Below are 12,715 nucleotides of genomic sequence, written 5' to 3'. Positions count from 1 at the left end.
TGCCTCCGACCGCGCGCCTTGTTAACCATGCCAGCGGTGCACAGCCCGGTGCACAGCTTGTGTACGGGGGGTGCACGCCCTGTGACCCCTGTTTTGTCGGCATTAACGACTGGATTGGCCGATTCGCCCGGCATCGCGCGTTAACCGTTGCGCGTACGGTGCATTGCGTGCACCAATTCGGGCATGATTACCTCTCTCAACGGCACCCCGCTCTCTTCTCTGACCTTTGGCACGATGCAGTTCGGCGGCACCGCCGATGCCGCCCAAAGCGAGGCGATGTTTCACGCCGCCCGCGCCGCCGAGATCACCCATTTCGACACCGCCCACGTCTATACCGGCGGCGCGTCGGAGACGCTGTTGGGCCAGTTCGCGCGCGCCGACCGCGACGACCTGATCATCGCGACCAAGGCGGCCTATACCGGCGGCTCCAGCCGCGCCAACATCCTGCAAGGGTTCGACATTTCGCAGCAACGTCTGGGCATGGACATGGTCGACATCCTCTACCTGCACCGGTTCGACGATGACACGCCGCTTCAGGAGACCTTTGACGCGCTTGCCACCCTGAAACACGCCGGCAAAATCCGCCATATCGGCGTGTCGAACTTTGCCGCCTGGCAGATCCTCAAGGCACAGGCCATAGCGGCCAGTTTCGACATCCGCATCGACATCGCTCAGCCCATGCACAGCCTTGTCAAACGCCAGTCCGAGGTCGAGATTTTCCCCGCCTGCGTGGATCAGGGCATTGAAATCGCACCCTATTCTCCGTTGGGCGGCGGGCTTCTTACCGGCAAATACGTGGGCGGCGGCACGGGGCGGCTGACCGACGACCACCGCTATGCCGCGCGCTATGATGTCGAATGGATGCGGCAGGCGGCGGCGGATCTCGCGGCTCTGGCGGCGGACATGGACGTCCACCCCGCATCGCTCGCCGTGGCTTGGGCCATGGCGCACCCCGCACGCCCCCGCCCCATCATCTCGGCCCGTTCGCCGGAACAACTGGCCCCGTCCCTTGCCGCCACGGACATCGACATGACCGCTGACCTCTACGCCCGGATCACCGCGCTCAGCGTCACGCCACCCCCCGCAACCGACCGGATCGAAGAGGCGTGAGCGATTTTGTCGTCATAGGCGGCGGCATCGCGGGTCTGTCTGCCGCGGCACGGCTTGCGCCGCACGCGCAAGTGACCGTGCTGGAGGCCGAAACCGCCCTTGGCTACCACGCCTCAGGGCGCTCTGCCGCGCTGTTTGAACAGAATTACGGCCTGCCCGCCGTGCGCGCGCTCAACCGCGCCAGCGCCGCATTTCACCAGCCCTACCTCAGCCCCCGCGGCCTCCTGCTGCTGGGACGCGCCGGGGAAGATGCCGCGTTTGAGGCCGATTGCAGCGACATGGGCCTGACCGAGATCACGATGGACGCCGCCCGCGCCCACGTCCCCATCCTTAACGACACCGTAACCCGCGCGGCGTATCACGCCGATGCGCAGGATATTGATACCGACCGGATGCTGCAGGATTTTGCACGCACCATCCGCGCCAACGGCGGTCAGATCGTGACCAACGCCCGCGTCACCGCCATCCACCCCGGATGGCGTGTAGACACCACCGCCGGTGCGTTCGATGGTAAACGGATCGTTAACGCGGCGGGCGCATGGGCGGATGTCGTTGCCCGGATGGCTGGTGTGCGCCCGATTGGCCTCACGCCGCTGCGCCGGTCCATGGCCCGCATCCCCGCACCGGGCGGTCGTGACGTGACCCGCTGGCCCATGATGTTCGGCGTGGGCGAGGCGTGGTACGCCAAACCGGACGCCGGTGCCCTGCTGGTGTCGCCCGCTGATGAAGACCCGGCAGAACCACATGACGCCTGGGCCGACGACATGACCCTCGCCGAAGGGCTCGACCGCTATATGCAGTGCGTCACGGACCCCGTGACCCGCGTCACCGCCTCCTGGGCGGGCCTGCGCAGCTTTGCACCCGACCGCAGGCTGGTCCTCGGCCCGGATGCCGCCACCCCGGATTTCATCTGGTGCGCAGGACAGGGCGGATACGGCTTTCAAACCGCCCCCGCCGCCAGCCAACTTCTTGCAGACCTGACACTCGGCCATGCACCTGCCCTCGCAGCTGATGCCGTCCAAGCCCTTGATGCCAAACGCTTCTCTGCTCAACCGGAGCCCGTCCAATGACCCGCCTTGCCACTGCCCTGCTCCTTCTGATCCTCGCGGCTTGCAGCGATCCGACCCCACCCTACCCCATCGGTCCGATGGTCATCGGGGACCGCGCCCCGGTCCAGTTCGCCGGCCGGCAACCCACCAGCTTCCCCGTGCGCGGCATGGATGCCGCCCGCTTCCAGACCTTTGTGGACTGGCCCCGCGCCAAGGCCGTGGGGATCGAGTTCGTCTTTCTCAAGGCAACCGAAGGCGGCGACCTGCTCGATCCGAAATTCAAGGACCACTGGCGCGGCGCCGACCGCGCTGGCATCGCCCGGGGCGCATATCATTTCTACTATTTCTGCACCGCACCAGAGGTGCAGGCCGCATGGTTCATCCGCAACGTCCCCCGCACCCGTGGCAGCCTGCCGCCCGTGCTCGACATGGAATGGAACCCCTTCTCCCCCACCTGCCAACGCCGCCCCGACGCCGCCACCATCCGTGCGGAAATGCTGGCATGGCTGACCCAGGTCGAGGCGCATTTCGGTCAGCGCCCCCTGATCTATACCACCCCGGGCTTCTACAAGGACGCCGAGCTAAACCGTTTGCAGGGCTACGAATTCTGGCTGCGCACCACCGCCAAAACCCCGGCACAGGCCTATCCAGGCCAGCCCTGGCGCTTCTGGCAATACACCGCCACCGGCACCCTGCCCGGCACACCCGGTGACATCGACATCAACGCCTTCAACGGCTCCGCAACAGCCTGGGAAAACTGGAAAGCGGACCGCACGATCCGCTAGGCGGACCGCAGCCCCGTCTCTGTTCCAAAAAATCCTCCCCGAAGGGCCGGCCCGCAAGGATGCGCCCCCCTTGCATCTGCTGCACAGCCGCGCACAACTGTACCAAACAGAGAGGGATCACATGCCAAAACTGGGTGGACATCTGCTGGTCGAGTGCCTGCGCAATCTCGGCGCCACCAAAGCCTTCGGCGTGCCGGGCGAAAGCTACCTCGCCGTGCTCGACGCGCTGCATGACACGGGCGGCACCCTCGATTTTGTGCTGTGCCGCCAAGAAGGTGGTGCTGCCTTCATGGCCGCCGCCTGGGGCAAGCTGACGGGTCAGCCCGGCATCTGCATGGTGACCCGCGGCCCCGGTGCGACCAATGCCTCCATCGGCGTGCACACCGCGATGCAGGACAGCAGCCCGATGATCCTGCTGGTGGGTCAGGTCGCCACCCATATGAAGGGCCGCGAAGCCTTTCAGGAGCTTGATTACAAAGCGGTTTTCGGCCCCATGGCGAAATGGGCCGTCGAAATAGACGCCGCCGATCGCATCCCCGAAATCATCGCGCGTGCGTGGACCACGGCGACCACGGGCCGCCCCGGTCCCGTCGTCGTCGCCCTGCCCGAAGACATGCTGACCACGCGCACCGACGCCGCTCCGCTGCAAGCCCAAGCGCCCGTCCACGCGCCACACCCGGCACCGGGCGCGCTGCGCGCCGCGCACGACATGTTGCGCGGTGCCGAACGCCCCCTGATCCTCTACGCCGGCAGCCACTGGAGCGGTGCGGGACGCGCCGCGCTCCAGCATTTTGCCGAAGGCTCGGACATCCCCGTGGCCGCCGTGTTCCGCTATCAGGACCAGTTCGACAATCGCTCCCCCTGCTTTGTGGGTGAGGCCGGTGTGGGCATGGTGCCCTGGGTCCGGCGCATGATCACGGAGGCCGACGTGATCCTCGCCCTCGGGGCGCGGTTCGGTGAAAATTCAACCGACGGCTACACGGTGATGGACGTCCCCGCCCCGCAGCAAAAGCTGATCCACATCCACGCCTCGGACGCCGAGCTGGGCAAAGTCTATCAGCCCGCCCTCGGCTTGCATGCCGACCCGAATGCGGCGGCGCAAGCGCTCGCCGAACTCGGACCTCTGCACGGCGCATGGTCCGAATGGCGCGCCGAAGGCCGCGCGGCCTACGAGGCCGGTTTGACCGCCCCGGTCCAGCCTTCGCCCGTCGACATGGCCGCCGTCATGGCCCATCTGCAGGATGTCCTGCCGGGCAATGCGATCCTGACCAACGGGGCCGGTAATTTCGCGATCTGGCCCAACAAGCACTTCTGCTTTGGCCCCGGACACAGGCTGCTCGCCCCGCAATCGGGTGCGATGGGATACGGCGTACCTGCGGCCATTGCGGCCAAACTGGCCGCACCGGAACGCTGCGTTGTGTGCTTTGCCGGTGACGGGGATTTTCAGATGACGGGACAGGAACTGGCCAGCGCGCGGCAAGCGGGGGCTTGTCCCATTGTGCTGATCCTCAACAACGGCATTTACGGCACAATCCGCGCGCATCAGGAACGCCACTACCCCGCCCGCGTGTCGGGCACCGAAATGGTCAGCCCCGATTTCGCAGCGCTGGCAAAGGCTTACGGGTTTCACGGCGAACGCGTTGAACGCACCGAGGATTTCGCCACCGCATTCGAACGCGCGCTGGCCGCGCCCAATGGCGCGGTGCTGGACCTCGCGATCTCAGCCGAAGCACTGACGCCGCGCATGTCCCTCAGCGCAATCCGCGCGGCGGGGCAAGCCGCGCAAGGTACGTAAACACCGATAACGACGCCGAAAAAGTCGCAAACCGATAGCGCATCGCGGCCCGATCTGCGCTTGGATGCAGGCGGGCCACGGGAGGAATACAGGATGCAGTTCGGATTGAGCCAGGAGCAGGAGATGATCGTCTCGACCGTGCGCAGTTTCGTGGAGAACGAGATCTATCCCCATGAGGCCGAGGTCGAGCGGACGGGTCAGGTGCCGCATGAGCTGGGCGAGGAGATCAAGCGCAAGGTCCTCGATATGGGATTTTACGCCTGCAACTTCCCTGAGGAGGTGGGCGGCGCGGGGCTGAGCCACCTGGATTTCACGCTTGTCGAGCGCGAGTTGGGGCGCGGATCCATGGCGCTCACGCATTTCTTTGGCCGGCCGCAGAATATCCTGATGGCCTGCAATCCCGAACAGCGCGAACGCTATCTGCTGCCCGCCGTACGGGGCGAGCGGATGGACGCGCTGGCCATGACCGAACCGGATGCCGGATCAGATGTCCGGGGCATGAAATGCACGGCCGTGCGGGAAGGTGGCGATTGGGTCATCAACGGCTCCAAACACTTTATCTCGGGCGCAGAGCACGCTGATTTCTTTATCGTTTTCATTGCGACGGGTGTGGACGACACACCCAAAGGCCCCAAAAAGCGCATCACCACGTTCCTTGTGGATCGCGGCACGCCGGGGTTCGAGGTGCGCGATGGTTATGCCTCGGTCAGTCACCGCGGCTACAAGAACTGTATCCTCGATTTCACCGATTGCCGCCTGCCGGATGCGCAGGTGCTGGGCGAGGTGGATGGCGGTTTTGCGGTGATGAACGAATGGCTTTATGCCACGCGGCTGACCGTGGCGGCGTTTTCGGTGGGGCGCGCGCGCCGGTGCTTTGACTATGCGCTGCACTATGCGGCAGAGCGCAAGCAGTTCGGCCAACCCATCGGCAAATTTCAGGGCGTCGGGTTTCAGATCGCGGATATGGTCACGGAGATCGACGCCGCCGACTGGCTGACGCTGGCGGCGGCGTGGCGGCTGGATGAGGCGCTGCCTGCCAACCGCGAGATTGCATCGGCAAAGCTCTATGCGTCCGAGATGCTGGCGCGGGTGACGGACACGACCTTGCAGATCTATGGCGGCATGGGGTTGATGGATGATTTCCCGATCGAGCGGTTCTGGCGGGATGCGCGGGTCGAGCGCATCTGGGACGGCACATCGGAGATCCAGCGCCATATCATCAGCCGCGACCTGCTGCGGCCGTTGGGCGCCTGAGATGGTTTCGAATGCGCATGGCGCATCCGACGGACCCGGGGGGCCAGCCCCCCAGACCCCCCGTGGTATTTCCGGCCAGAAGAAACAGGCAGCTGCGCCTCTGACGCGTCTGTTGCGCCCGAAGACCATCGCAGTTGTCGGGGGTGGGGCGTGGTGTCTGTCGGTCATCCGGCAGGCCGAACGCTTTGGGTTTGTGGGCGCGATTTGGCCCGTGCACCCGAAGGCGATGGAGATCGGTGGGCATGGGGCATTTCCGTCGGTCGAGGATTTGCCCGGCGCGCCGGATGCGGTGTTTGTCGGCGTGAACCGCCATGCCACCGTGGCGGTTGTCCGTGCCCTGGCGCAGATGGGTGCAGGGGGGGCTGTGTGCTTTGCCTCTGGCTTTGCCGAGGCGGAGGCAGAGGACGGCGCGGCCGGAGACTTGCAACAGGCGTTGGTCACTGCCGCAGGTGACATGCCGATCCTCGGGCCAAATTGCTATGGCTTTATCAACGCGTTGGACGGTGCGCTTTTGTGGCCGGATCAGCATGGCTGCGCCGCTGTGGACCGGGGCGTGGCCATCCTGACGCAGAGTTCCAACATCGCCATCAACCTGACCATGCAGCAGCGCGGGGTGCCGATTGCCTATGTGGTCACGTGCGGAAACATGGCGCAGACAAGCCAGGCGCAGCTGGCCATGGCGCTGCTTGAGGATCGGCGTGTGACGGCCATTGGTGTGCATATCGAAGGGTTCGGCGATGTCTCTGCATGGGAGGACGTGGCAGCGGCCGCACATGCGCGCGGCGTTCCTGTCATTGCAATCAAGGTGGGCGCATCCGATCAGGCGCAGGCCGCCACGGTGTCGCACACGGCCTCTCTTGCCGGATCGGATGCGGGTGCGGATGCGCTTTTGCGGCGCTTGGGTATCCCGCGTCTGGCCACCCTGCCCGCATTTCTCGAGACGCTGAAGCTTTTGCATTGTGCGGGTGCGCTCACGGGCAACCGCGTTGCGTCGATCAGCTGTTCCGGGGGGAGGCGAGCCTTGTGGCGGATATGGGCGTTGGGCGCGATCTGACGTTTCCGGCGCTGACGGAGGATCAGAAGGCTGGGCTGCACACAGCGCTTGGTCACATGGTCGCGTTGAGCAACCCGTTGGATTACCACACATATATCTGGCGCGATACGGAGCGGATGGCGCAAGCCTGGGCTGCGATGACCGGATCGGGCATCGACATGACGGTGTCGGTCGTGGATTATCCGCGCACCGACCCGAGCGATTGGGAATGCACCGTGGAGGCCGCGATTGCCGCGCGCGCGGCGACAGGCCGCCCCTTTGGTGTGGCGGCAAGCCTGCCCGAGTTGATGCCCGAAGACGTGGCCGCGCAATTGATGGATGCGGGCGTCGTGCCGTTTTGCGGATTGGACGAAGCGCTTGCCGCTGCCGAGGCTGCCGCGCGTATTGCCCCGCCGAATCCGCAGCGTGTCTTGCCCGCGCCAGAGATTACGGCAGACATGGTGTTGAGCGAGGCGGACGCCAAGACCGCGTTGGCGGCGCACGGCGTGCATGTGCCGCACAGCGTCAGCTGTGATGCCCGGGCGGTGGCGTCGCATGTCAGCGCCTTTTCCACCCCGCTCGCCATCAAGGGCGAAGGCCTCGCCCACAAGACTGAAGCCGGAGCTGTCCGGCTGGGCGTTTTGCCGGAAGACGCAGCACAGGTTGCGGCCCGGATCGGCACACCCACCGTGCTGATCGAAGAGATGATCGGCGATGCGGTGACCGAATTGCTGATCGGAGTGACGCGCGATCCGGCGCATGGCTTTGTCCTGACACTGGGTGCGGGCGGCGTTCTGACGGAACTCCTGCGTGACACGGTATCCATGCTCTTACCCGTGACCGAAGACAGCGTGGTGGCGGCTTTGGACAGATTGCGCATGGCACCGGTGCTGCACGGCTATCGCGGCAAGCCCGCGGCCGACATTCCGTCCATCGTCTCCGCAGTCATGGCCGTGCAAGCCTATGTCGCGGCCAACGCAAGCACTTTGGCAGAGGTCGAGATCAACCCCCTGCTCTGCACACCGGACCGCGCCGTTGCAGTGGACGCGCTGATCCGTCTTGGCTCATGATGCAACAACCCTCGCCCCTTTCCATATGAACGGACCCCGCATGACAGACAGCCCGATCAAGACCCGCACGCACGGCACCATCCTTGAGGTGACGCTGGACCGGCCCAAGGCCAACGCCATCGACCTCGCCACGAGCCGCATCATGGGTGAGACGTTTCTGGCCTTTCGCGATGATCCTGACCTGCGGGTTGCGATCATCACAGGCGCGGGCGACAAATTCTTTTCGCCGGGCTGGGACCTCAAGGCGGCTGCGGACGGGGACGCGGTCGATGGCGATTACGGCGTGGGTGGATTTGGCGGGTTGCAGGAGCTGCGCGGGCTGAACAAGCCGGTGATTGCCGCCGTGAACGGAATTGCCTGTGGCGGCGGTCTGGAGCTGGCGCTGAGCGCGGACATGATCCTCGCGGCGGACCACGCCAGCTTTGCGCTGCCGGAAATCCGGTCGGGGACGGTGGCGGACGCGGCAAGTGTCAAGCTGCCCAAACGCATCCCCTATCACATCGCGATGGAGTTGCTGCTGACCGGGCGGTGGTTCGACGCGGAGGAAGCGCATCGCTGGGGTCTTGTGAACGAGGTGGTGCCACGCGCCGACCTGATGACCCGCACCTGGGAACTGGCCGAGCTGATCGCGTCCGGCCCGCCGCTCGTCTATGCCGCAATCAAGGAGATCGTGCGCGACGCCGAAGACAGCAAATTCCAGGACGCGATGAGCCGTATCACGCAGAGCAAGCTGGCATCGGTCGAAACGCTGTACCGCTCCGAGGATCAGCTCGAAGGCGCGCGCGCCTTTGCCGAAAAACGGGATCCCGTCTGGAAAGGGCGTTAGGGATCCATCGCGTGATCCACCGGCAGACCGCTGGGCACGGTTTCGGGGATGCCAAAAAGGCCCGTACGCGCTGAGGCACCGGTCAACGCCCCGAGGAAGGCCACGATGGCATCGACCTCTGCATCAGACAGCGCCTGCGGGGCGAGTGTCACCGTCGCGCGCTGGCGCGCCATTTCGCGACTGTCCTGCCAGACCATGAAATCAATCGACTCCAGCCACGGCACATCCGGTAACGCGGCAAGCCGGGGCTCCCACGCATCAAGCGCTTCTTGCGGCGACAGGTGGTGGCGCACGATCCCCTCAAGCGTCGGGTACGCGCCGTTGTGCCCATAAGGCCCGGTCAGTTCCACATTGCGCAGCATCGGTGTGCGGAAGGCATATGCATCCTCGAGCGCATCGCTTTCGCCCATACGGCCCACATCGCGCACCATCGGGTCGAACCGTCGTGTCCGCCCCGGACCAAAGGGCGGCAGCCCGATGGCGTGAAACCCCTGATCCGACATCAGCGGCCCGCTGTGACACGCAACACAGCCCGCATCCCCGTAAAACAGGTCCATCCCCGCCTTTTGCACCGGCGTCAGCGCGTCTTTCTCTCCGCGCAGATGCGCGTCAAACGGGCTGTCTATACTGGTCCACTCAAAGATCATGAACGCAGACAAGGCATTGGCGATATCGGCAATGGTGATGTCCGAGGGGCCGTCGATATGGTCATAGGCAGCGGCAAAGGCATCGGCATATTCGGGAATGTGGCGCACCCGGTCGGTCAGGATTGGCCAGGCGTAATCCATACGGTTGTGCACCGCGCCTGCGACCTCGTTTTCCTTGGGATTGCCCGCCATTTCGAACTGCGCCACCAGCGGGAATATCGCCTGCGCCGCCAGGAGGTTTTCAAGCCCCTCGGGCAGCCATTCTTCGGCCGGAGAGTTGAACCCGTTCTCATAGGTGTCCGCAACGCTCAGCCGTCCGTCATGGAACATGACGTGCAAGTCCTTGGCACCGAGGTTCCACAAGCCCGGCGCATTGCGCGGAATGCGCTTGCGGATGCGGTCATCGCCCGTGCCTGCGGTGCGCTCTGGCCCGATGCCTTCGCCGCCCTCGCCAATCCCGAGGCTCAGCCCGTCCGCGGTGCCCAGATCCGGGTGGTGACAGGTCGAACAGGCGATGTTCCGATTGCCCGACAGGATCCGGTCATAGAACAGCAATTGCCCCAGTTTGGCTTGCGCCGGGTCCGGCGTGATGAAATCATCCGGGGTCAAAGCACGCGGTAACGGCTCTGCAAAAACCGGCGCCGCCACAAGGAGAAGCAGATGCGCAAACTTGCCATAGCCCTTTGTTTTCTGGGACTTCCTGCCTTTGCCGAAATTGAAGAGGCGCGCGACCTGATGGAGGCGGGCGCCTATGAAGCGGCGTACGCGGCGCTGTGGCCTGCGGCGCGGTCGGGCAACGCGGATGCCGAGGAATTGATCGGGGTGATGTACGCCCTTGGCCTCGGGGTGGAGCGCGACGATGAGCGGGCGTTCGAGTGGTATCTGCGCAGCTCCATGAAAGGGCACCCCGGCGCGCAATCCGGTGTCGGCTGGTATTACGAAGTCGGGCGCGGCATGCCCGCCCCGGACCTCGTGCGCGCCTATATGTGGTACACGCTCAGCGCCATCGGCGGCGATCCCGACGCGGCGATTTCGCTGGAAGAGGTGGTCAAGAAAATGACGCAGGAAGAGATCAATCGGGCGCATATTCTGGTCGCTGACTACAAGGTGTGGATGTATCCGTTCCGCTGAGTTTGGCAGGGGTTTGGGCGGTTGGGAAGAGATGCAATGTGCATTTTCGCTGACAATCGCGTGGCCTCAGTTGATTGAGATAAAGTCAACGATCTCAATCGTATCTCCATTTTCAAGAACGACCTGGCTTGATCGACCAACCGATTGCACACCGATGCGACCCACAGATTTTGTCGGACGGTTCAATTGATCGATAAACGCCTGATGCGCTGGATCGATCCGATCAACGCATGGCCCCGTATCACGCCAGAGCCGTAACGAAAATGGTCCTGCGGTTGTGGACGAAATCGTACCACCCGTACCATTTTCCGGTACATCAAATCCGGCCTCAAGCGTCTTGATTGCCTCGGCCAGCAGGTCGGCGCTGTCCTGAAAGGTCAGAGCGGCGATTTTCTTCATTTCCGCTGACGCCGTATCCGTGCCGGCGCGTCGGTCCGTGTTCAGGCACTTACGCGCCACGAACACCCAATCGTGGATTACATAGGCGGGTCCATACCCCCATGCGGCAAACCCCGGAAAGGCCTGCACAATCCGCGGAATTGATCCACCGTCAGTGTAAAACGCCTCTGGCCGGATGACGATGGATTTCGAAGGATCATCCTGGCTTGGGCGCTGGAATTGCAACGCACGATCCCCGACGGGAACGTAGAGAAACCGCCCATTGCCCAAGCGAGAATTCTCACCCGATCCCACCCAAAGCAATAAGGCATCGCCTCTGAGCAGGCCGGGTTCTGCATTTTCAAAATCAACCCTTCCACAGGCCGCAAGGAAACACAGAAAAACAAAGGCGAGATGTTTCATTGGAAAAAGCGCTTTCGGTCAAAATATTGGTGGAGATACTCGCATATCGCGAATTGCCGCGCAAAACAAAACGGGCCGCCCCCCGTGGGAGCGGCCCGTACCGGAACAGTTTAAATGACTGTCTTAGTTCAGGTCAGCCTCACGTGCCGCGTTCACGTCGGCCTCTGCCGCAGCAACCGCTTCCTGCAGTGCCGACAGGATTTCATCCCCGCGGGCCACGTTCGCCGTGAACCAATCGTTCACAGGGGCGGCCGCTTCGGCAAAGGCTGCCTTTTGCGCAGGTGTGGGCACATAGAGATCACCGCCACCGGCGACAAAGTCCTCATAGGCCTGGATCGACTTGCGCTTGGGCGATGCAAATGTCGCCTGTTGCAGCGCATAGAACCCGTCAACGACCACGCGGCGCATGTCTTCGGGCATCGCCATGAAGTTCTCGTTGCTCATCCACCACAGCGCGCCCATGTAGGCGTGACCGTCCAGCGTGACATATTGCAGACCAGCATCCGGGAATTTCATGCCCATGATGTCGGTGATGCCGTTTTTCGAACCCTCAACCACACCGGTCTGGAACGATGTGAACAGCTCGGGCCACGGGATCGGGGTGGGCGATGCGCCGAGGGCCTTGACCAGTTCCTGCGGCAGGTCGGCGACCACGGTGCGGATCTTCAGGCCTTCCATGTCGGTCGGCTCTGCCACACGGCGCTGCGTGTTGGCAAAGTTGCGCCAGCCGCCCGTGTTGCCGATGGTCATCAGGCGGATCGCACCACCGGAATCTTCCAGCGCCATATCACGCATCGTGCGCACGAAATCACCCTGCAGCACATGTTCCGCAATGCGGTCGTCTGCCATCAGGTAGGGCAGATCAAGCACCTGAACATACGGGAAAATGCCCGAGGCACCGCCCGACGTGGAGATGTACACGTCGATCGAACCGTCTGCCACGCCTTGCAGGCATTCAGCGCCGTTCGAGCACAGCTGCGTGCCGATGAACAGCTCAACCGCGATAGCGCCGTTGGAGGCCGCTTCGACATAGTTCTTGAACACCACGAGGCCGTCATAATCTTCGTCATTGGTGTTGGAGTTCGCGGTGGCACGGATTGTGTACTCCGCCGCGTGGCCATCGGCATAGGCCGCCATAGCGCCCCCGACGGTGAGTGTGGCGGCAAGCGCCAGTTTGCTGAGACCTTTGAGCATAGACTTCTCCCTGTTTGCTT

At 63.9% G+C, this 12,715-nt stretch carries 10 protein-coding genes and 1 pseudogene; 8 read left to right on the top strand and 3 right to left on the bottom strand.

The features are described from left to right. Positions 1-183 precede the first annotated feature (183 nt). The 7 genes and pseudogenes from ACERHN_RS14855 to ACERHN_RS14825 all read left to right on the top strand — a co-directional run bounded on the left by ACERHN_RS14855 (position 184) and on the right by ACERHN_RS14825 (position 8,922). The gene (locus ACERHN_RS14855) at positions 184-1,110 is read left to right on the top strand and encodes an aldo/keto reductase (RefSeq protein ID WP_415919798.1); all 927 of its coding nucleotides are present in this window, start codon (positions 184-186) and stop codon (positions 1,108-1,110) included. Continuing rightward, a complete protein-coding gene (locus tag ACERHN_RS14850; RefSeq protein ID WP_415919797.1) occupies positions 1,107-2,180 on the top strand; it encodes an NAD(P)/FAD-dependent oxidoreductase in 1,074 nt (357 codons plus the stop codon). Before ACERHN_RS14855 ends, ACERHN_RS14850 begins: the two co-directional genes overlap by 4 nt. Next, positions 2,177-2,944, top strand: a complete 768-nt coding sequence (locus tag ACERHN_RS14845; RefSeq protein ID WP_415919796.1) for a GH25 family lysozyme — start codon at positions 2,177-2,179, stop codon at positions 2,942-2,944. The genes ACERHN_RS14850 and ACERHN_RS14845 overlap by 4 nt, the downstream gene beginning before the upstream one ends. A gap of 121 nt (positions 2,945-3,065) precedes the next feature. Then, positions 3,066-4,739, top strand: a complete 1,674-nt coding sequence (locus tag ACERHN_RS14840; RefSeq protein WP_415919795.1) for a thiamine pyrophosphate-dependent enzyme — start codon at positions 3,066-3,068, stop codon at positions 4,737-4,739. A 93-nt stretch (positions 4,740-4,832) separates the two neighbouring features. Next, a complete protein-coding gene (locus ACERHN_RS14835; RefSeq protein WP_415919794.1) occupies positions 4,833-5,993 on the top strand; it encodes an acyl-CoA dehydrogenase family protein in 1,161 nt (386 codons plus the stop codon). Between the two features lie 109 nt (positions 5,994-6,102). Next, positions 6,103-8,096, top strand: a pseudogene (locus tag ACERHN_RS14830) (acetate--CoA ligase family protein). A 40-nt stretch (positions 8,097-8,136) separates the two neighbouring features. Then, positions 8,137-8,922 carry a carnitinyl-CoA dehydratase gene (locus ACERHN_RS14825; RefSeq protein WP_415922750.1) on the top strand — a complete coding sequence of 262 codons (786 nt, stop codon included), beginning with the start codon at positions 8,137-8,139 and terminating at the stop codon, positions 8,920-8,922. Here ACERHN_RS14825 and ACERHN_RS14820 read toward each other — a convergent pair. Beyond that, positions 8,919-10,178 carry a cytochrome-c peroxidase gene (locus ACERHN_RS14820; protein WP_415919793.1) on the bottom strand — a complete coding sequence of 420 codons (1,260 nt, stop codon included), beginning with the start codon at positions 10,176-10,178 and terminating at the stop codon, positions 8,919-8,921. The genes ACERHN_RS14825 and ACERHN_RS14820 overlap by 4 nt on opposite strands. A gap of 51 nt (positions 10,179-10,229) precedes the next feature. Between ACERHN_RS14820 and ACERHN_RS14815 the strand changes: the two genes are divergently transcribed. Continuing rightward, a complete protein-coding gene (locus tag ACERHN_RS14815; RefSeq protein ID WP_415919792.1) occupies positions 10,230-10,700 on the top strand; it encodes a tetratricopeptide repeat protein in 471 nt (156 codons plus the stop codon). Positions 10,701-10,766: 66 nt separating this feature from the next. Here the strand turns inward: ACERHN_RS14815 and ACERHN_RS14810 are convergent, their stop codons facing one another. Together ACERHN_RS14810 and dctP are read right to left on the bottom strand one after the other, a co-directional pair. Continuing rightward, positions 10,767-11,393: a DUF1353 domain-containing protein gene (locus tag ACERHN_RS14810; protein WP_415922749.1), complete on the bottom strand. Its 627-nt coding sequence runs from the start codon at positions 11,391-11,393 to the stop codon at positions 10,767-10,769. A 231-nt stretch (positions 11,394-11,624) separates the two neighbouring features. Continuing rightward, on the bottom strand, positions 11,625-12,695 hold the full coding sequence (dctP, locus tag ACERHN_RS14805) for a TRAP transporter substrate-binding protein DctP (RefSeq protein ID WP_415919791.1): 1,071 nt from the start codon (positions 12,693-12,695) through the stop codon (positions 11,625-11,627). Positions 12,696-12,715: the final 20 nt, after the last annotated feature.

This window comes from Tateyamaria rhodophyticola (genome assembly GCF_047777875.1).
GTDB lineage: Bacteria > Pseudomonadota > Alphaproteobacteria > Rhodobacterales > Rhodobacteraceae > Tateyamaria.
Note: the sequence above shows the minus strand (reverse complement) of the source record. Positions and strands in the feature narration are given on the sequence as shown.

Excerpts from the sequence above, each read along its gene's own strand:
- ACERHN_RS14845 (WP_415919796.1), top strand. The coding sequence starts at position 2,177 with ATGACCCGCCTTGCCACTGCCCTGCTCCTTCTGATCCTCGCGGCTTGC.
- ACERHN_RS14825 (WP_415922750.1), top strand. The coding sequence starts at position 8,137 with ATGACAGACAGCCCGATCAAGACCCGCACGCACGGCACCATCCTTGAG.
- ACERHN_RS14855 (WP_415919798.1), top strand. The coding sequence starts at position 184 with ATGATTACCTCTCTCAACGGCACCCCGCTCTCTTCTCTGACCTTTGGC.
- ACERHN_RS14815 (WP_415919792.1), top strand. The coding sequence starts at position 10,230 with ATGCGCAAACTTGCCATAGCCCTTTGTTTTCTGGGACTTCCTGCCTTT.
- ACERHN_RS14840 (WP_415919795.1), top strand. The coding sequence starts at position 3,066 with ATGCCAAAACTGGGTGGACATCTGCTGGTCGAGTGCCTGCGCAATCTC.
- dctP (WP_415919791.1), bottom strand. The coding sequence starts at position 12,695 with ATGCTCAAAGGTCTCAGCAAACTGGCGCTTGCCGCCACACTCACCGTC.
- ACERHN_RS14835 (WP_415919794.1), top strand. The coding sequence starts at position 4,833 with ATGCAGTTCGGATTGAGCCAGGAGCAGGAGATGATCGTCTCGACCGTG.